General features: G+C 69.2%; 20 protein-coding genes. 8 read left to right on the plus strand and 12 right to left on the minus strand.

Annotated features, from left to right (window positions below):
- The first annotated feature begins 73 nt into the window (after positions 1-73).
- Both HNP48_RS21170 and HNP48_RS21175 read left to right on the plus strand, forming a co-directional pair.
- Positions 74-880 (plus strand): hypothetical protein, encoded by an 807-nt coding sequence (locus HNP48_RS21170; protein WP_184860755.1) that lies wholly within the window; start codon positions 74-76, stop codon positions 878-880.
- Positions 877-3,183, plus strand: a complete 2,307-nt coding sequence (locus HNP48_RS21175; protein ID WP_184860757.1) for an ATP-dependent DNA helicase — start codon at positions 877-879, stop codon at positions 3,181-3,183. The genes HNP48_RS21170 and HNP48_RS21175 overlap by 4 nt, the downstream gene beginning before the upstream one ends.
- On the opposite strand, the gene HNP48_RS21180 is transcribed toward HNP48_RS21175, so the two are convergent.
- On the minus strand, positions 3,175-3,933 hold the full coding sequence (locus HNP48_RS21180; RefSeq protein ID WP_184860760.1) for an alpha/beta fold hydrolase: 759 nt from the start codon (positions 3,931-3,933) through the stop codon (positions 3,175-3,177). The two genes, HNP48_RS21175 and HNP48_RS21180, sit on opposite strands and share 9 nt — an antisense overlap.
- 174 nt (positions 3,934-4,107) lie before the next feature.
- Positions 4,108-5,121 carry a M14 family zinc carboxypeptidase gene (locus tag HNP48_RS21185; RefSeq protein ID WP_184860762.1) on the minus strand — a complete coding sequence of 338 codons (1,014 nt, stop codon included), beginning with the start codon at positions 5,119-5,121 and terminating at the stop codon, positions 4,108-4,110.
- A gap of 176 nt (positions 5,122-5,297) precedes the next feature.
- On the opposite strand from HNP48_RS21185, the gene HNP48_RS35415 reads away from it, so the two are divergent.
- The 3 genes from HNP48_RS35415 to trhA are packed head-to-tail and all read left to right on the plus strand — an operon-like array spanning position 5,298 to position 6,226.
- Entirely contained in the window at positions 5,298-5,429 is a 132-nt protein-coding gene (locus HNP48_RS35415; protein WP_260420320.1) for a hypothetical protein, read from the plus strand.
- Positions 5,395-5,568, plus strand: coding sequence for a hypothetical protein (locus HNP48_RS21190; RefSeq protein WP_184860764.1), 174 nt, complete (start codon positions 5,395-5,397; stop codon positions 5,566-5,568). Before HNP48_RS35415 ends, HNP48_RS21190 begins: the two co-directional genes overlap by 35 nt.
- 25 nt (positions 5,569-5,593) lie before the next feature.
- Positions 5,594-6,226 (plus strand): PAQR family membrane homeostasis protein TrhA, encoded by a 633-nt coding sequence (gene trhA / locus HNP48_RS21195; RefSeq protein WP_184860766.1) that lies wholly within the window; start codon positions 5,594-5,596, stop codon positions 6,224-6,226.
- Between the two features lie 52 nt (positions 6,227-6,278).
- On the opposite strand, the gene HNP48_RS21200 is transcribed toward trhA, so the two are convergent.
- From HNP48_RS21200 to HNP48_RS21240, 10 genes are all read right to left on the minus strand, one after another.
- Positions 6,279-6,494: a molybdopterin-binding protein gene (locus tag HNP48_RS21200; protein ID WP_015013774.1), complete on the minus strand. Its 216-nt coding sequence runs from the start codon at positions 6,492-6,494 to the stop codon at positions 6,279-6,281.
- Positions 6,495-6,556: 62 nt separating this feature from the next.
- Positions 6,557-7,378 carry an ATP-binding cassette domain-containing protein gene (locus HNP48_RS21205; RefSeq protein WP_184860768.1) on the minus strand — a complete coding sequence of 274 codons (822 nt, stop codon included), beginning with the start codon at positions 7,376-7,378 and terminating at the stop codon, positions 6,557-6,559.
- A gap of 4 nt (positions 7,379-7,382) precedes the next feature.
- Positions 7,383-8,354: an aliphatic sulfonate ABC transporter substrate-binding protein gene (locus HNP48_RS21210; RefSeq protein ID WP_184860770.1), complete on the minus strand. Its 972-nt coding sequence runs from the start codon at positions 8,352-8,354 to the stop codon at positions 7,383-7,385.
- A gap of 36 nt (positions 8,355-8,390) precedes the next feature.
- Positions 8,391-9,257 (minus strand): aliphatic sulfonate ABC transporter permease SsuC, encoded by an 867-nt coding sequence (gene ssuC, locus HNP48_RS21215; protein ID WP_184860772.1) that lies wholly within the window; start codon positions 9,255-9,257, stop codon positions 8,391-8,393.
- A complete protein-coding gene (locus HNP48_RS21220) occupies positions 9,254-9,628 on the minus strand; it encodes a VOC family protein (RefSeq protein ID WP_184860774.1) in 375 nt (124 codons plus the stop codon). Before HNP48_RS21220 ends, ssuC begins: the two co-directional genes overlap by 4 nt.
- Positions 9,629-9,644: 16 nt before the next feature.
- Positions 9,645-10,808 carry an FMNH2-dependent alkanesulfonate monooxygenase gene (gene ssuD, locus HNP48_RS21225; protein ID WP_184860777.1) on the minus strand — a complete coding sequence of 388 codons (1,164 nt, stop codon included), beginning with the start codon at positions 10,806-10,808 and terminating at the stop codon, positions 9,645-9,647.
- A 21-nt stretch (positions 10,809-10,829) separates the two neighbouring features.
- Positions 10,830-10,958: a hypothetical protein gene (locus HNP48_RS35420; protein ID WP_260420321.1), complete on the minus strand. Its 129-nt coding sequence runs from the start codon at positions 10,956-10,958 to the stop codon at positions 10,830-10,832.
- A gap of 25 nt (positions 10,959-10,983) precedes the next feature.
- On the minus strand, positions 10,984-11,961 hold the full coding sequence (locus HNP48_RS21230) for a sulfonate ABC transporter substrate-binding protein (RefSeq protein ID WP_184860779.1): 978 nt from the start codon (positions 11,959-11,961) through the stop codon (positions 10,984-10,986).
- Between the two features lie 146 nt (positions 11,962-12,107).
- A complete protein-coding gene (ssuE, locus tag HNP48_RS21235; RefSeq protein WP_184860781.1) occupies positions 12,108-12,698 on the minus strand; it encodes an NADPH-dependent FMN reductase in 591 nt (196 codons plus the stop codon).
- Between the two features lie 116 nt (positions 12,699-12,814).
- Complete coding sequence (locus tag HNP48_RS21240) at positions 12,815-13,837, minus strand: sulfate ABC transporter substrate-binding protein (RefSeq protein ID WP_184860783.1); 1,023 nt, start codon at positions 13,835-13,837, stop codon at positions 12,815-12,817.
- A gap of 135 nt (positions 13,838-13,972) precedes the next feature.
- On the opposite strand from HNP48_RS21240, the gene HNP48_RS21245 reads away from it, so the two are divergent.
- The 3 genes from HNP48_RS21245 (at position 13,973) to HNP48_RS21255 (ending at position 17,110) form a co-directional block, all read left to right on the plus strand.
- Entirely contained in the window at positions 13,973-14,245 is a 273-nt protein-coding gene (locus HNP48_RS21245; protein ID WP_007857110.1) for an oxidative damage protection protein, read from the plus strand.
- Positions 14,246-14,265: 20 nt separating this feature from the next.
- Positions 14,266-16,170 (plus strand): FAD-dependent 5-carboxymethylaminomethyl-2-thiouridine(34) oxidoreductase MnmC, encoded by a 1,905-nt coding sequence (gene mnmC, locus HNP48_RS21250; RefSeq protein WP_184860785.1) that lies wholly within the window; start codon positions 14,266-14,268, stop codon positions 16,168-16,170.
- A gap of 136 nt (positions 16,171-16,306) precedes the next feature.
- Positions 16,307-17,110 carry a sulfite exporter TauE/SafE family protein gene (locus tag HNP48_RS21255; protein WP_184860788.1) on the plus strand — a complete coding sequence of 268 codons (804 nt, stop codon included), beginning with the start codon at positions 16,307-16,309 and terminating at the stop codon, positions 17,108-17,110.
- The last annotated feature ends 10 nt before the right edge of the window (positions 17,111-17,120 follow it).

Consider the following 17,120-nt stretch of genomic DNA (forward strand, 5'->3'; position numbering starts at 1 on the left):
GGGATGACCGCGCCGTGGGCAGGGTGGAAAATACTGTATTTACAATCAGTACTTCAACCACCCCACGGCCTCCATGACGGCGCTCACCATCACCCGCTTCCACCGCACCCGCCTGATGCAGATCTGGCGGTCGGCGGGCTGGCCCTGCAAGGACGCGCTGGAGATCGACCTGCTGGCCGCTGAGCTCGTGGCCCTGCACACCTCGGCCGAGGGTTTCGAGACGCTGAAGCTCACCGAGGGCGGCATCCGCCTGCTGGCCGAGGCGCGCCAGCGCGGCGTGCGCGCCCTGAGCCCGCATGACCGCATGGGCCAGCGCTTTGCGGCGCAGTTGCTGGCCTCGGGCCGCATCGTCTGGCGCGAGCTGTCGCTGCGCGCCGTGATCGAGGGCCTGCCCGCTGAGGCGGTGCCACCGTCCCCGGTAGCGAGCAACCCGCTGTGGAGCGAGGACACGCCCGCCAGCCGCAAGGCCGCCAATGTCTGGCGCATGGCGCGGCCGGACCTGTTTTCGGTGCGCAACACCACCGTGCCGGCCTACCTGCAGCCCATGGTGCACGAGATCAAGCACAGCCGCGCCGACCTGCTGTCGGACCTGCGCCACGATGCCAAGCGCCAGGCCTACCAGTGGCTGTGCGAGGAGTGCTACTACGTGTTCCCGGCGGGCATCGCCGAGCCGGAAGAAATCCCCGAGCATTTCGGCATCTGGGTGCTGCACGGCGGGGTGGACGATGGCCGCTTCGAGCTGCTGCGCCCGGCGCGCCATGCGAGCTGTACCCTGCCCTTTGCGGTGTGGATGGCCCTGTGCAAGGCCACGCCGCTGCGCAGCGAGGATGAACTGGCCCAGGCCCACCTCGGTGAGCCCATTGGTGGTGACGCCCCATGAGCTACACCGTGGCGGTGCGCGAGCTGTGCGAGTTCACCGCCAAAGAGGGTGACCTGGACCTGCGCTTCACGCCCGCCCCCACGGCCCTGGAGGGCATGGCAGGCCATGCCGTGGCCGCCGCGCGCCGGGGCGAGGGCTACCGCGCCGAGGTGGCCCTGGCCGGCGACTACAAGACCCTGCGCGTGCGGGGCCGGGCCGATGGCTTCGACCCCGAGCACGCACGGCTCGACGAGGTCAAGACCTTCAAGGGCCGGCTTGACCGCCAGCCCGCGTCGCACCGCGCGCTGCACTGGGCGCAGGCGCGCATCTACGGCTGGCTGCTGTGCGCGCAGGAGGGCCTCGAGCAGATCGACCTGGCGCTGGTCTACTTCGACATAGCCAGCCAGAAGGAGACGGTGTTCACCGAACGCCGAACGGCCGAGGAGCTGCGGCAGCACTTCGAGGCGCAGTGCGAGCGCTTTCTCGCCTGGGCCGAGGCGCAGGTGGCGCACCGCGCGGCGCGCGATGCGGCGCTCACCGCGTTGGCCTTTCCCTTCGGCGGCTTTCGCACCGGGCAGCGGCCACTGGCCGAGGCCGTGTACAAGGCCGCCAGCGCCGGCCGCTGCCTCATGGCCCAGGCGCCCACGGGCATCGGCAAGACCATGGGCACGCTGTTCCCGCTGCTCAAGGCGGCGCCCATGCAGCGGCTGGACAAGGTGTTCTTCCTCGCGGCCAAGACCTCGGGCCGGCAGATGGCGCTGGACGCCCTCACCCGCCTGGCCGACAGCGCGCCCGCCCTGCCGCTGCGCGTGCTGGAGATGGTGGCGCGCGACAAGTCCTGCGAGCACCCTGACAAGGCCTGCCACGGCGAGTCCTGCCCGCTGGCCCAGGGCTTCTACGACCGCCTGCCCGCCGCGCGCGCTGCCGCCCTGCAGCCCCGGGCCGGCAGCGAGCGCATCCCCCTGCACCAGGCCCAGGTGCGCAGCGCCGCGCTGGCGCACCAGGTCTGCCCCTACTACCTGAGCCAGGAACTGGCACGCTGGGCCGATGTGGTGGTGGGCGACTACAACTACTACTTCGACATGGGGGGCCTGCTGCACGGCCTGGCCCAGGCCAACGGCTGGCGCACGGCGCTGCTGGTGGACGAGGCGCACAACCTGGTGGACCGGGGGCGCAAGATGTACACCGCCGAGCTGCGCCCCGAGGGCATGGCCCAGGCGCGCCAGTCCGCCACCGCGGCCCGCTACCCCGCGGTGAAGAAAGCGCTGGACAAGGTGCGCCGCGCCTGGGTGGCGCTGGACAAGCAGCAGGCCAGCGCCTACGCCGTGCACGAGACCTTCCCCGAAGACCTGCTGGCCGCCCTGCAGCTGTGCGGCAACACCCTCACCGACCACCTGGCCGAGCACCCGGCCGAGCCCGATGCGGCCCTGCAGGCCTTCTACTTCGATGCCCTGCACCTGGTGCGCATGGCCGGCTTGCTCGATGCGCATTCGCTGGTGGACGTGACCCAGCCCACAGCGCCGGGCCTGCCCAAGGCGGCGCGCGCGCCCGGCAGCTCCACCCTGTGCATCCGCAACCTGGTGCCCGCGCCCTTTCTCGCGCCACGCTGGGAGGCTGCGCACACCAGCACCCTGTTCTCGGCCACGCTGCAACCGCAGCGCTACTACACCGACTTGCTGGGCCTGCCCGAGGACCACCTGGCCATCGAGGTGGAATCGCCCTTCCAGGCCGCGCAGCTCAGCGTGCAGGTGGCGCGCCACATCTCCACCCGCTACCCGGACCGCAAGGCCTCGCTCGCGCCCATCGTGGCGCTGATGGCACGGCAGTTCGGCGAGCGGCCGGGCAACTACCTGGCCTTCTTCAGCAGCTATGAGTATTTGCAGCAGGCCGCCGCGCTGCTGGCCGAACAGCACCCCGGTCTGCCGCACTGGAGCCAGTCACGGCGCATGCTCGAATCAGAGCAGCGCCAGTTCCTCGACCGTTTCACCGAGACCAGCGCAGGCATCGGCTTCGCCGTGCTGGGCGGCGCCTTTGCCGAGGGCATCGACCTGCCGGGCCGGCGCCTGATCGGCGCCTTCCTGGCCACGCTGGGCCTGCCGCAGGTCAACCCCGTCAACGAGCAGGTCAAGGAGCGCATGCAGGCGCTGTTCGGCGAAGGCTATGACTACACCTACCTCTACCCCGGCCTGCAGAAGGTGGTGCAGGCAGCCGGCCGCGTGATCCGCACACCCAGCGACGAAGGCGTGGTGCACCTGATGGACGACCGTTTCGGCCGGCGCGAAGTGCGCGCACTGCTGCCCACCTGGTGGGCCCCCTCAAGCTGACCAGCCGGCCACCTGTGCCGCCACCCACACCGGATCATCCAGCGGCAGGTCATGCCCGGCCCAGGGGTGCAGCACCAGCGGGCAGCCCCAGGCGCGCGCGATGGCTTCGGAGCAGCGGCTGCTGACCAGCCCGTCCCGGGTGCTGCAAAGCAGCAGCATGCGCTCCAGCGGTCGGGTGCGCGGGGCCCGGTAGCGCGCGGCCGCAACCAGCTGGCGCAGTGCGTTGGCCCCCGACACCGGCCGCGCCTGGCGTGCCGCCACCCACGCGTCCACCACGGCCAGGCGTTCAGCCGCCCGATGGCTGGTGAGGCGCAGCACCGTGGCCTCGGCCTCGCGCGGGCCGCGTGCCAGCAGCACCCCGCGCACCAGCGGCGCCCAGTTGCGCGGCCGCAGCCGCCGGTAGAAGGGGCTGAAATTGCCGAAGCTGGTGTTGATGAGCACGCAGCCCTGCACCTCGGCCGGAGCGCTGCGCGCCCATTCGGTGGCCACCATGGCCCCCAGCGACATGGCCAGCAGGTGGTACGGCCCGGTGATGCCGCGCTGCGCCAGTTCGGCCCGGCATGCCTGCACCATGGCCGCGACCGACACGGGGCTTTGGCGCGCATGCCATTGGCCATTGCCCGGCAGGTCCAGCATCAGCACCTGGGCGCCCGGCATGGCAGCCTGGAAGGCCCCCGGAAACCCGCCCCAGTGCACGGCTTCGCGCGTCAGGCCGCGCAGGAAGATCCAGCGGGCAGGTACCTTCGTCATCGTACTGGCCCCCCAGTGGACGCAGGCACCGCCCCCAGCGGCTGGTACCGGCAGACCCCAAGCCAGTGCTCCCGTGCAAGGGCCGCCCCGCCGCACTGGGAGCGTCCCCCTCCCGACTTGCGCAGCGAGTCGAGAGAGGGGGAAGGCGCGAAGCGACTCAGGGGGTGTTTCATTTCAGTACCAGAAGGAGAGCGCATCGGCCCGGCGCTGCACGCGCGCCTCGGGTACGGGCACCCAGCGCTCGTGGCTTTCGGCAGCGCGCGACAGGAAATCGAGCAGCGGCATGTGCCGGCGCAGCACCCGCTGCAGGCGGTGGTTGATCAGCGGGTTGAAGATGCCCTTGCGCGAGAACAGCTGGCGCGGGTTCTTCTTGATCCAGCGCCAGGAGCCCATCTCCAGCGTCAGCGGCAAGAAGGTGCGCGTGGGCTCGTTGCAGGCCTGCATGTACAAGTGGTCCCACAGGTCGCCGTGCGTGAGGTACTGCGCGCTCTGCGGCTCGATGATGTAGGGGTGGTAGGCATGGGCCTGCAGAAAGATCTCGTGCAGCGCGTGCAGCTCGGGCAGGTGGGCGATGGGTTTGCGCGTGTGTGCGAACGGAAACCATAGCCGGTCGCTGATGCCAAAGCCCGAATGGCAGTCCAGCGCAATGCTGAAGGGGCGCGACAGCAGCTCCTGGTGCACCACCTCGCACAGGGCCCGGCTCTCGGCCTCCATGGGCGCGCCGGGCTTGCCACGGTACCAGGGCAGGCCCGCGCTGAGGCGCTGGCCGCCGATGAGAAAGGGCACGCGGTCCAGCGCATCCACCGGGGCATTGCGCATCAGGTCCACTCCGTTCGGGTTGGCACGCGTGGCGGCCCACATGCCGCCCGGGTTCACGATGGGCATGAACACCAGGCGCACCTGTTCAAGCTGCTGGTTCAGCGCCAGGTCCCAGGGCAGGCGCATCACCACGTTCTGCAGGTAGGCGATCACCACCTCGGCGCCAATGCCTTCGAGCCCGTGGATGCCGCCGAAGAACCCCATGGCGGGCACGCCCGGGTCGGGGTTGCCCAGGCTGATGGCATGGATGGGAAAACGCTCGCCCGACAGCATCTCCACCGTGTGCACCACGCGCGCATCCAGGCGCTGGCCACCCTGGTCGATGATCTTTTCCAGTGCCGCGAGCTCGGGCAGGACGGTGTCGGGCACGGTGGTGGCTTCAGGCGATGGTGGCAAGGCAAAACAGATGCAATGCCAGCATAGCGCCCCACCCGGTGCGCACGAAAGCCCTTGTTTCAGGAGCGTTGCAATTTGCGCATCTGACGCAAAACCGTCACATGGCCCGGCTATCTTGGCGGGGCACCACAACCACCAAAGGGGGGCCCATGCTCTGGAAACTACTCGGCCTGCAACGGCTGATCGACGAGCTGCTGGACGAAAGCTGGTTCTCGTTCGACCTTCCCGACAACGACCATTTCTTCCATGAAGAACTGCTTCCGCTCCCGGCGCAGGATTGAGCCGCTGCGCACCGTCGCGCTGTTCGGGCTCATGGGCTGCGCCGTGGCCTTCGGTCTCGTGGAGCTGTTTGCGCTGCAGCGCTCGCGCTACCAGGCCTGGCGCGGGCGCCACAGCCACCACTCCGCCCTGCCCCGCTGACGGAACCTGCGCCGCGCCTACCGCCATGCCCCGCCGCGAGCAAAGTGCCGGCGAAGAGCTCGCCAACAGTGCCAGCCATGGCCTGGCCCTCGTGGCGTCCGTGGTGGCCGCGCCGTTCATCGTGGCGTCGGCCCGGCCGCAAGGCGAAGCGGGGGTGGCAGGCGCCATCGTCTTCGCGGCCACCATGGTGCTGCTGTACCTGGCATCCACCCTGTACCACGCGCTGCCCGATGGGCGCTGCAAGCAACTGGCGCTCAAGCTCGACCACGGCGCCATCTACCTCTTCATCGCAGGCAGCTACACCCCGTTTGCCCTGCTGCGGCCGAGCGGCAGCTGGAACCTGGCGCTGCTCGCCCTGGTCTGGCTGGTGGCGGGCACAGGCCTGGTGCTCAAGGCCTTGAACCGCCTGCGCACGGCCTGGCTTTCCACGGGGATGTACCTGCTGCTGGGCTGGCTGGCCGTGGTGGCCGCCCTGCCCCTGCTGAGCCGCCTCACGCCATGGAGCGCGCACTGGCTCATCGCGGGTGGCATCGCCTACACGGTGGGCGTGGTGTTCTTCGTATGCGATGCACGTCTGCGCTACGCACACGCCGTGTGGCATGGCTTCGTGGCGGCCGGCACGGGCTGCCACGCGGTGGCGGTGATGGGCGCCAGCTGACCAACGGCAAGGCCCTGCATTGCAGGGCCTTGCGCTCAGACTGCGGGGGCGCTCACAGCTTGGCGATGGACACCTCGGTCGACTTGACCAGCGCGACCACGTCGGAGCCCACGACCAGCCCGAGGTCGTCCACCGAGCGCGTGGTGATGACGGAAGTGACGATGCCCCAGGGGGTTTCGACATCGACCTCGGAGACGACGTCGCCGCGGATGATCTCGCGCACCTTGCCCTTGAACTGGTTACGCACGTTGATGGCTTGGATGGACATGGTTTTCTCCTTGAAAAGTCCGGAAACAGGTGAATGGATTGGTTGAAAGGAATGGATGGCCGTCAGACGGCCCAGCGCAGGCCATGCGCCGGCACACCGGGCCATTGCGCATCGTTGGCGCTGGGCTCGGCATCGGGCTTTTGCAAGACCCGGTCGAGGATGCGCTTCTCGATGGCGGCAAAGGCTGCGTCGCCATGCGAGCGCGGGCGCGGCAGGTCGATCAACTGATCGAGCGCGATCTGCCCGTCCTCGATCAGGATCACGCGGTCGGCCAGGGCCACGGCCTCCTGCACATCGTGGGTCACCAGCAGTGCGGTGAAGCCGCTGGCACGCCACAGGCCTTCGATGAGGCGGTGCATCTCGATGCGGGTGAGCGCATCGAGCGCGCCCAGGGGTTCATCGAGCAGCAGGAGGCGCGGGTTGTGCACCAGGGCGCGCGCCAGGGCCACGCGCTGGCGCTGGCCGCCGGACAGGCGCGCCGGCCACTCGCCCAACCGGTCGCCCAGGCCCACGCGGGCCAGCACGTCGGCCGCGGCGCCGCGCCGCTCGGCCGGCAGGCCCAGGGCCACGTTCTCGGCCACGCGCTTCCAGGGCAGTAGGCGCGAGTCCTGGAACATGATGCGCGTGTCCTGGCTCAGGCCGTCCACGGCCTGGCCGTCGATGCGGATGGCCCCGCCCGAGACGGATTCGAGCCCCGCCACCAGGCGCAGCAAGGTGCTCTTGCCGCAGCCGCTGCGGCCCACGATGGCCACGAACTGGCCGGGCTCGATCACGAGTTCGGTCTTCTTGAGCACCTCGCGCGCGCCGTAGCGCTTGTCTACGCTGCGCACTTCCAGGCGCACGCCGCTGGCGCCCGGGGTGGGGTTGGCAGATGTCTGGGCCATGGCGTCAGGCTCCGGGCTTGAACAGGGCCACGTCCAGCGTGTTCACGCGCCGGGGCAGCAGTTTCTCGGACAGGAAGGCATCGGCAATGCGCTGCTGCTCGGCCAGCGAGCCAGGCACCACGGCGCGCACCTCGTAGCTGCGGCGGCTGTTGGCCTGCTCCACGGTGGCGGCATCGAGCCCCCATACAGGCGCCAGCAGCGCTGCCGCCTCCTTGGGCTGGGCCTTGACCCAGGCGCCGGCCTTCTGCAGCTCGGCGAAGAGCACGCGCAGCACGTCGGCACGGGCCTGCGCATACGGCGTGGCGGCCAGGTAGTAGCGCTGGTACGAAGCCACATCGCGGCCATCGGCCAGCACGCGCACGCTGGACTGGCGCTGCACGGCGGCGAGGAACGGGTCCCACACCACCCAGGCGTCGATGGCGCCGCGCTCGAAGGCGGCGCGGCCATCGGCCGGGCTCAGGTAGGCGGGCTCGATGTCCTTGAACGACAGGCCGGCCTTCTCCAGCGCGGCGATCAAGAGGTAGTGGGCGCCGGCTGCCTTGGCAAAGCCGATCTTCTTGCCCTTGAGGTCGGCCACGGTCTTGAGTGGCGAGTCGGCACGCACCACGATGGCCTGGGCCGAGGGGGACGGCGCCTCCTGTGCCACGAAGGTCAGATTGGCACCAGCCGCCTGGGCGAACACGGGCACGGTGTCGGCCACGTCGGCGCTCACGTCCACATTGCCCAGGTTCAGGGCTTCGAGCAGCGGCAGGCCGCTGGTGAATTCGTGCCAGGTGACCTTGGTGCCCAGCGGGGCGAGCAGCTTTTCGAGCGTGCCCTGGGTCTTGAGCACCACGATGAGGGTGGACGACTTCTGGTAGCCGATGCGCACGGTATCGGGCTTGCCGCCGCTTTGCGCGCCGGCCAGGCCGCTGGCCGTGGCGGCCAGCAGCGCCAGCGCGGTGCGCCGGGAGAGGATGGAAGAAGAGGCAGACATGCGGGTCCTTGGAGTCTTGTAATTCGGTCGAGGGGCTCAGGCGCTCTGGTAGCCGGGGTGCCAGCGCAGCCAGTAGCGCTCCAGCGTCTTGGCGAACACGTCGGCCAGCTTACCCAGCAGCGCGTACAGCAGGATGCCCACGAGCACGATGTCGGTCTGCAGGAATTCGCGCGCATTCATGGTCAGGTAGCCGATACCCGCCTGGGCGGAGATGGTCTCGGCCACGATCAGGATCACCCACATCAGGCCCAGCGAGAAGCGCAGGCCCACGAGGATGCTGGACAGCGCGCCCGGCAGGATGATCTGGCGGTACAGCTGCCAGCGCGACAGGCCGTAGGTGCGCCCCATCTCGATCAGCCCCGGGTCCACGTTGCGGATGCCATGGAAGGTGTTCAGGTAGATCGGGAAGAACACCGACACGCTGATCAGGAACAGCTTGGCCGACTCGTCGATGCCGAACCACAGGATCACCAGCGGGATCAGCGCCAGCGCCGGGATGTTGCGCACCATCTGGATGGTGGAGTCGAGCAGGGTCTCGAACACGCGCACCGAGCCGGTGAGCAGCCCCAGCACCAGCCCCAGGCCACCACCGATGGCCAGGCCCGCCAGGGCCCGGCCGGCGCTGACCTTGACATGGGTCCAGAGTTCGCCCGAGGCCGTCAGCGTCCAGGCGGCCTTGATGACCTCCAGCGGCGCGGGCAGCACGCGGGTGGACAGCCAGCCCAGCGAGGAGGCGATCTGCCACACCACGATCAGCGTGACCGGCACGGCCCAGGGAATGAGGCGCAGCAATACGCCCTTGGCGAAGCGCAGCGCAGGCGAGGAAGCCAGCGGCGCCAGGCTGGCCGCGTCGATGGAATCGGCCACGGGCGATGCCTGCAGCTCACGGGTGGTGGTGTTCATGCGAACTCCTGTCGTTCGGTATCGGGTTCGAGGAATTCCAGCTGGTTGCCCGCCGGGTCCTTCACGTAAAAGCGCAGGTAGCCGGGCAGCGCGCGGTTCTCCACCAGCGGCAGCTGCGCCTGCAGCAGGCGCCCGCGCAGCGCGGGCAGGTCCTGCACCGAAAGCGCCAGGTGCGACACCGAGGGTGCACCCTGCCAGCGGTCGGTGGGAACCAGGTCGATGCGCTGCGCGCCTGCGGCGAAGTGCAGTGCATTGCCGGCAGCCACGCGCACCTCGGGCAGGCCCAGCAGACTGCTGTAGAAATTGCGGATGGGTTCCTCGGCCCCGGCCGGAAAGGCCAGTTGCACGTGGTTGATGGAATGGATGGCCATGGCGTGTCCTTGGTGTTCAGCTCTGCGAGGCGCGCGGGGGCAGCTCGTTGGCCACGGCCTCGCCGAAGGGGCCGAGCGGGTTGCCGCCCGAGAGCTTTTCGCGCACACCGAGCGGCAACAGCGGGAAGACGAGCTCGGCAAAGCGGTAGGCCTCTTCGAGGTGCGGGTAGCCCGAGAGCACGAAGGTGTCGAGCCCCAGGGCCGCGTACTCGGTGATGCGCGCGGCCACGGTCTCGGGGTCGCCCACCAGCGCCGTGCCCGCGCCACCGCGCACCAGGCCCACGCCGGCCCACAGGTTGGGGCTGATCTCCAGGTCGGCACGCGAACGCTTGGCGCCGCCGGCGTGCAGCCGCGCCATGCGCCGCTGGCCTTCGGAATCCATGCGCGCAAAGACGGCCTGGGCCCGCACCACGGTGGCATCATCCACATGGCTGATGAGTTCCTCGGCCGCGGCCCAGGCCTGCGCATCGGTTTCGCGCACGATGACATGCAGGCGGATGCCGAACTTCACGGAGCGGCCGTGCTTGGCCGCCCTGGCACGCACATCGGCCACCTTCTTGGCCACCTCGGCCGGGGGCTCGCCCCATGTGAGGTAGGTCTCGACCTGCTCAGCCGCCAGGTCGTGCGCCGCCTCGGACGAACCGCCGAAGTACACCGGCGGGTGCGGCTGCTGCACGGGCGGGAAGAGCAGCTTGGCGCCCTTCACCGTGAGGTGCCGGCCCTCGAAGTCATAGGTCTCGCCGGTGTGGCTGCGCGCCATGATCTCGCGCCAGATGCGGATGAACTCGGCCGACTGCTCGTAGCGCGTGGCGTGGTCCAGAAACACGCCATCGCCCTCCAGCTCGCTCTGGTCGCCGCCGGTCACCAGGTTGATGAGCAGGCGCCCGCCCGAGAGCCGGTCGAAGGTGGCGGCCATGCGCGCCGCCAGCGCGGGTTGGTGCAGGCCGGGCCGCACGGCCACCAGGAACTTGAGCTTCTTGGTCACAGGGATCAGGCTCGACGCGATGATCCAGGGGTCCTCGCAGGAGCGGCCCGTGGGGATGAGCACGCCTTCATAGCCCAGGCTGTCCGCCGCCACCGCCACCTGCTGCAGGTAGTCGTGGCTGAGCTGGCGCGCGCCCTTGGAGGTGCCCAGGTAACGGCTGTCGCCGTGGGTCGGGATGAACCAGAAGATCTGCATGGAAACCTCTTTGTTTTTGCTTCAGTAGGAGATGGCGAAACCGAACCGGGGAGCCCCCACACCCGCGCAGCGCGGCCGGGTGGGCAGGCCCCAGGCGCCGGCCGTCACGCACAGCACGCGGCGCAGTTGCGCGTGCAAGGGGAAAGGCATGGGGGTGTGCATGAAGCTTCCGGGATCAGGATGCGCTGAGATCCACCGGGGCGGCGTGCAGCAGGTTGAGCTTCCTGGGGATGAGCTTGAGCTCGAAGAAGGTGTCGGCAATCGACTGCTGCTCGGCGATGATCTCGCGCGTCACCGGGGCCGTTCCGAACTTGGCCCGGCTCAGGTACAGCTCGGTGATGCTGCGGTCCAGACCCAGCACCGTGGTCAGCTCGGCCGCTGCCGCCGACTGGTTCTTCGAGGCCCAGGTGTCGATGGCGTTGACCTCTTCGATGGCGATGCGCAGCACGTCGGCATTGCGCGTGGCATAGTCGCGCGAGGTGAAGTAGTAGGCGCGGTTGTTGACGATGCCCGTGGCATCGACCAGCAGGCGCGCATCCAGCGTCTTCTGCGCGGCGGCGAGGAAGGGGTCCCAGATGATCCAGGCATCCACGGCCCCCTTCTCGAAGGCAGCGCGTGCGTCGGCAGGCGCCAGGAAGATGGACTGCACGTCGCCGTACTTCAGGCCGTTCTTTTCCAGCAGCTTGACCAGGAAGTACTGCACGTTCGAGCCCTTGTTGTAGGCCACGCGCTTGCCCTTGAGGTCGGCCACGCTGCGGATGGGCGAATCCTTGGGCACGATCACCGCCTCCAACGCGGGGCGCGGCACCGTGGCACCGGCATACACCAGCGGGGCGCCGGCAGCCTGGGCAAAGATGGGCGGTGCCTCGCCCACATCGCCGAAGTCGATGGAGCCGACGTTCAGTGCTTCGAGCTGCACCGGACCGGCGTTGAACTCGGTCCAACTGACCTTCACGCCCAGCGGCGCCAGGCGCTTTTCGAGCGTGCCCCGGCCCTTGAGGATGGAGAGCCAGCCCTTCTGGTGGCCAACGCGCAGCACGCGGCCCGAGGCCTGGGCCAGGGCCTGGCCACCCGTGGCGGCGAAGGCGGCGGCCGCCAGGCTGGAGAGGACCACCTGGCGGCGGCGCGAAGAAAGGATGGAAGCTGGTGTCATGGCGATGTGTCTTTCAGCAATGTCGGGGCATGCAGCGGCCCGGCCTGCCCGCCATGGCGGTCAGCGGCCCGATACAAAAAAGGGAGTGAAGGAGGAAGGTGGTGTGGGCCGCCAGGCGCCGGCAAGGCGCTGGCAGCCCCACTGCGTCAGACGCTACATCGCACCTGCGAGAAGTGCACCGGCGCAAAGCGGCCGGCCTGGGCCGCAGGGGGGCGCAGGTTCTCGGTGATGAGCACGTTCACCGCATCGTCCAGGCGGGCGGCGATGTCGGCATGGAGGTCGTAGGCCCCTTCGGGCGTGAGGGCCACCTGGGCATCGGTGGCATAGATGCCGGGCAGGATGCTCTTGGCACCCAGCGACTGCAGCACGGGGCGCAGCGCGTAGTCCAGCGCCAGCATGTGGTGCGGGCTGCCGCCGGTGGCCAGGGGCAGCACGGTCTTGCCCTTGAGCGCGGTCTGCGGCAGCAGGTCCAGAAAGACCTTGAGCACGCCGCTGTAAGCGGCCTTGTAGACCGGGGTGGCCACCACCAGCACCCGGGCCTGGGCCACCTGGTCGACGGCGCCCACCACCGTGGGGTGGGCAAAGTCGGCCAGCAGCAGGGCCTGGGGCGACAGGTCGCGGATGTGGATGCGGTCCACCAGCGCGCCACGGCCCGACAGGCGCTGGGCCACGGCATCCAGCAGGGCGGCAGAACGGGAGCGTTCCGAGGGGCTACCGGCGATAAGAAGGGCGGACATGGGATACGGTGATTCTTGGGGGCGTGTCATGGCAAGCGCCACCGTGGATCCGGCTTTGCCGGGCCACGGGTGGCGCCCCTTGAGGGGAGGCAGCCGCAGGCTGCTTCGGGGTGAGCCTACTTCCTGGTGTAGATCTGGTCGAAGCTCGCGTTGTCGGCGAAGTGGTCCTTGGCCGCCTTGTCCCAACCGCCGAAAGCGTCGTTGATGGTGAACAGGTTCAGCTTGGGGAACTGCTTGGCGTACTTGGCCTTGGCCTTCTCGGACACGGCGGGGCGGTAGAAATGCTTGCCGGCAATGTCCTGGCCCTCTTCGGTGTACAGGTACTTGAGGTATTCCTCGGCGATGGCGCGCGTGCCCTTCTTGTCCACGTTCTTGTCCACCACGGTCACGGCGGGCTCGGCCAGGATGGAGAGCGACGGCGCAATCACGTCGAACTTGGTGCCGAACTCCTTTTCCAGTAGGTAGGCCTCGTTTTCCCAGGCGATCAGCACGTCACCCTGGTTGCGCTGGGCAAAGGTGATGGTGGAGCCACGCGCACCGGTGTCCAGCACGGGCACATTGCCGTACAGCTTGGCCACGAAGTCCTTGGCCTTGGCATCGCCGCCCAGCTTGCGCTTGGCGAACTCCCAGGCGGCCAGGTAGTTCCAGCGCGCGCCGCCCGAGGTCTTGGGGTTGGGCGTGATCACGCTGATGCCGGGCTTGATCAGGTCGTCCCAGTCCTTGATGCCCTTGGGGTTGCCCTGGCGCACCACCAGCACGATGGTCGAGGTATAGGGCGAGCTGTTGTGCGGCAGGCGCTTTTGCCAGTCCTTGGGGATCCAGCCGCCGTTGGCGTTCAGCGCGTCGGTGTCGCCGGCCAGGGCCAGGGTGGCCACGTCGGCATCCAGCCCGTCGATGATGGAGCGCGCCTGCTTGCCCGAGCCGCCGTGCGACTGCTTGATCGTCACGTCCTGGCCGGTCTTGCCCTTCCAGTACTTGGCAAAGGCCTGGTTGAAGTCCACATACAGCTCGCGGGTGGGGTCGTACGAGACGTTCAGCAGGGTCACGGACTGGGCAAACGACGGCAATGCCGTCAGGGCCAAGCTGCCCACCAGAGCGGCGGCGGCAGGAAACTTGATAAAGTCGCGGCGAAAATTCATGGAGAGCCTCTTTGATGGAATGCGGATGGGTGCCAAGCACCGATGGACCGCATTCTGGAAGGCCTCCATCAAAACTGAAACAACTAAGATTTCAGTTCTTTATACCGAAACTATCTGAGCACAAGGAAATCCCCCATGGCACGTACCGTTCAATGCATCAAGCTCGGCAAGGAAGCCGAAGGCCTGGATTTCCCCCCCTACCCTGGCGAGCTGGGCAAGCGCATCTGGGAAAGCGTGAGCAAGGAGGCCTGGGCCGGCTGGCTCAAGCACCAGACCATGCTGGTCAATGAAAACCGCCTGAACCTGGCCGACGCCCGCGCGCGCCAGTACCTGGCACGCCAGATGGAAAACCATTTCTTCGGCGGCGGCGCCGACGCGGCTGCGGGCTACGTGCCCCCCAGCCCGTAAGCCCTCGCTTCCTGTCTTTCATGTCCGAGCCTGTCGAATGGCTGCCGGACGGCACCCCCTACAGCCCCCGCTTCGGCGACCGCTACCACAGTGAAAACGGCGGCCTCACGCAGGCCCGCCAGGTCTTCCTGCACGGCTGCGGTCTGCCTGCGGCATGGGCCGGGCAAACGCAATGGCGCATCCTGGAAACAGGGTTCGGCTTCGGCCTGAACTTCCTGGTGACCTGGGCCGCCTGGCGTGCCGATCCCGCGCGCTGCACGCTGCTGCATTTCGTCTCCACCGAGGCCTGGCCCGTGGGGGCCGAGGACCTGCTGCGCGCCACCTCGGTCCACCCCGAGCTGGCGCCGCTGGCGCGCGAGCTCCACGCCCAGTGGTGGGGCCTGCTGCCCGGCGTGCATCGGCTCAGCTTCGAGGGCGGGCGTGTGCTGCTCACCCTGTACGTGGGCGACACCCAGGCCATGCTGCGCCAGCAGATGCCCGCGGTGGATGCCGTCTACCTCGACGGTTTCAGTCCCCAGCGCAACCCCGAGATCTGGGACAGCCACACCCTGAAAGCCGTGGCGCGCTGCTGCCGGCGCGGCACGCGCCTGGCCACCTGGACCATTGCGCGCGCCGTGCGCGATGCACTGGCCCAGTGCGGCTTCGAGGTGACGCGTGCGCCCGGCGTCCCGCCCAAGCGCGACAACCTGCACGCCACCTACAACCCGCACTGGGAGCCGCGCACCGCGGCGCAGGCCCAGCCGGCGCCTCGGCCACCAGGCGAGTGCTTCGTGATCGGCGGCGGTGTGGCCGGCGCGGCCACGGCCGCCAGCCTGGCGCGGCGCGGCTGGCGCGTGCAGTTGCTGGACCAGGGCGATGCGCCGGCCGCAGGCGCCTCGGGCCTGCCCGCCGGCGTGTTCGCGCCCCATGTCTCGCCCGACGACAGCCTGCTCTCTCGCCTCTCGCGCAGCGGCGTGCGCGCCACCCTCACCCAGGCCCGTGCGCTGCTGCGCGAGGGGCTGGATTTCGGCCAGACCGGTGTGCTCGAGCGGCATGCAGCCGACAAGGTGCGCAACAAGGCCCTGCCGGCAAGCTGGGCCGATGGCCCCGGCGCCGACTGGAGCCAGCCGGCCAGCGACGCCAGGCTGGCCCAGGCGCAACTGCCGGCGGGCACCCCTGCCAACTGGCACCCCCATGCGGGCTGGCTGCGCCCTGCGCGCCTGGTGGGCCAATTGCTGGCCCAGCCCGGCATCACCTGGCACGGAGGCAGCCACGTGTCCCGCCTGCAGCGCAAGGAGGGAGCCGACGGCGCCTGGCAGGCGCTGGATGCCACGGGCCGGGTACTTGCCGAGGCCCCGGTGGTGGTGATCGCCGCAGGGGCCGACAGCCGCACGCTGCTGAACAACCACTGGCCGCTGCAGGCCTTGCGCGGGCAGGTCTCGGTGGGTACCTATGGGCCGGGCGAAGCCCCGCTGGCCCCCTTCCCACTCAATGGCAATGGCAACCTGGTGCCCGACTTCCCTCTGTCCGGCGACGGCGACGGCCCACGCGCCTGGATCATGGGGTCGACCTTCGAGCGCGGCCTGACCGCCCTGCCCCCGACACCAGCCGAGCAGCAGGAGGCCCACACCGCCAACTTCACCAAGATGCAGGGCCTGCTGCCGCCCGCCGCCGAACGCCTGCAGGCGGACTTTGCCGCCCCGGCCGGCCGCATGCGCACCTGGGCCGCCGTGCGCTGCACCCTGCACGACCGGCTACCCGTGGTGGGCCCGGTCGATGCCGCGGCCCTACCGGGACTGTGGGCCTGCACGGCCATGGGTGCGCGCGGGCTGACCCTGTCCGTACTGTGCGGCGAGTTGCTGGCCGCGCGCATGCAGGGTGAGCCCCTTCCGCTCGATGCGAAGCTGGCCAAGGCCCTGGGAGCGGAACGCCTGGCCTCTTTGTAACCGGCACACCACAGCCGGCACCCCCTGCCCAGACCCGCCGCAAACCCGCTCCAGCACTGGCGCATAAGCTTATCCGCATAAGGGCAGGACAAAACAATAGTTTGTTTCCATAAGCCCCGCGCCTACAGTCGCTGCCATGCACGATCTGGCGTTTGTCTTTGCGGGGTTTGCGGTCGGCCTCATCGTCGGCCTGACCGGTGTGGGTGGCGGCTCGCTGATGACGCCGGTGCTGATCTTCTTCTTCGGCATCAAGCCGCACCTGGCCATCGGCACCGACCTGCTGTTCGCGGCCTTCACCAAGATGGGCGGCACCGTGAGCATGGCACGCCAGCGCCTGGTGCCCTGGCGCGTGGTGGGCCAGCTGTGCGCGGGCAGCATCCCCGCGGCCATCCTGGCGCTGTGGGCACTCAAGGAACTGGGGCCGGCCAGCGGCCAGGCCCAGCGCATCATGACCACCACGCTGGGTTTTGCCCTGCTGCTCACGGCGGCTGCCACGCTGTACAAGGTGGTGGCTTTCTCGCGCCAGCGCCAGGCCGCCGAGCAGGCCCTGCGCCAGGCCAATGCCGAGCAGGCCACGCGCCCGCGCCACTGGAGCCTGCCCGTGCTGCTGGGGGCCGTGATCGGCACCCTGGTCACCTTCACCTCGGTCGGCGCGGGCGCGATTGGCGTCACCGTGCTGCTGCTGGTCTACCCCCTGCTGCCGCTGCCCCGCATCATCGGCGCCGACATCGCCTACGCCGTGCCGCTCACCCTGGTGGCGGGCCTGGGCCATGCCTCTCTTGGCTCTGTGGATTGGGGTTTGCTTGCACAATTGCTGGCTGGCTCGCTGCCGGGCATCTGGCTGGGCTCCCGCCTGGTCACCCGCACGCCCGAGCGCCTGATCCGCTCCGCCCTGTCCATCCTGCTGGCCTGGGCGGGCGCCAAACTCATATTGATCTAAGCCCACGACG

Source organism: Acidovorax soli, assembly GCF_014207955.1.
In the GTDB taxonomy this organism is placed as follows: Bacteria; Pseudomonadota; Gammaproteobacteria; order Burkholderiales; family Burkholderiaceae_C; genus Acidovorax; species Acidovorax soli_A.

Bases quoted from the DNA above. Each gene is read 5' to 3' on its own strand.
- HNP48_RS21170 (WP_184860755.1), top strand. From the start codon at position 74: ATGACGGCGCTCACCATCACCCGCTTCCACCGCACCCGCCTGATGCAG.
- HNP48_RS21175 (WP_184860757.1), top strand. From the start codon at position 877: ATGAGCTACACCGTGGCGGTGCGCGAGCTGTGCGAGTTCACCGCCAAA.
- HNP48_RS21180 (WP_184860760.1), bottom strand. From the start codon at position 3,933: ATGACGAAGGTACCTGCCCGCTGGATCTTCCTGCGCGGCCTGACGCGC.
- HNP48_RS35415 (WP_260420320.1), top strand. From the start codon at position 5,298: ATGCTCTGGAAACTACTCGGCCTGCAACGGCTGATCGACGAGCTGCTG.
- HNP48_RS21190 (WP_184860764.1), top strand. From the start codon at position 5,395: ATGAAGAACTGCTTCCGCTCCCGGCGCAGGATTGAGCCGCTGCGCACC.
- trhA (WP_184860766.1), top strand. From the start codon at position 5,594: ATGCCCCGCCGCGAGCAAAGTGCCGGCGAAGAGCTCGCCAACAGTGCC.
- HNP48_RS21200 (WP_015013774.1), bottom strand. From the start codon at position 6,494: ATGTCCATCCAAGCCATCAACGTGCGTAACCAGTTCAAGGGCAAGGTG.
- HNP48_RS21205 (WP_184860768.1), bottom strand. From the start codon at position 7,378: ATGGCCCAGACATCTGCCAACCCCACCCCGGGCGCCAGCGGCGTGCGC.
- HNP48_RS21210 (WP_184860770.1), bottom strand. From the start codon at position 8,354: ATGTCTGCCTCTTCTTCCATCCTCTCCCGGCGCACCGCGCTGGCGCTG.
- ssuC (WP_184860772.1), bottom strand. From the start codon at position 9,257: ATGAACACCACCACCCGTGAGCTGCAGGCATCGCCCGTGGCCGATTCC.
- HNP48_RS21220 (WP_184860774.1), bottom strand. From the start codon at position 9,628: ATGGCCATCCATTCCATCAACCACGTGCAACTGGCCTTTCCGGCCGGG.
- ssuD (WP_184860777.1), bottom strand. From the start codon at position 10,808: ATGCAGATCTTCTGGTTCATCCCGACCCACGGCGACAGCCGTTACCTG.
- HNP48_RS35420 (WP_260420321.1), bottom strand. From the start codon at position 10,958: ATGCCTTTCCCCTTGCACGCGCAACTGCGCCGCGTGCTGTGCGTGACG.
- HNP48_RS21230 (WP_184860779.1), bottom strand. From the start codon at position 11,961: ATGACACCAGCTTCCATCCTTTCTTCGCGCCGCCGCCAGGTGGTCCTC.
- ssuE (WP_184860781.1), bottom strand. From the start codon at position 12,698: ATGTCCGCCCTTCTTATCGCCGGTAGCCCCTCGGAACGCTCCCGTTCT.
- HNP48_RS21240 (WP_184860783.1), bottom strand. From the start codon at position 13,837: ATGAATTTTCGCCGCGACTTTATCAAGTTTCCTGCCGCCGCCGCTCTG.
- HNP48_RS21245 (WP_007857110.1), top strand. From the start codon at position 13,973: ATGGCACGTACCGTTCAATGCATCAAGCTCGGCAAGGAAGCCGAAGGC.
- mnmC (WP_184860785.1), top strand. From the start codon at position 14,266: ATGTCCGAGCCTGTCGAATGGCTGCCGGACGGCACCCCCTACAGCCCC.
- HNP48_RS21255 (WP_184860788.1), top strand. From the start codon at position 16,307: ATGCACGATCTGGCGTTTGTCTTTGCGGGGTTTGCGGTCGGCCTCATC.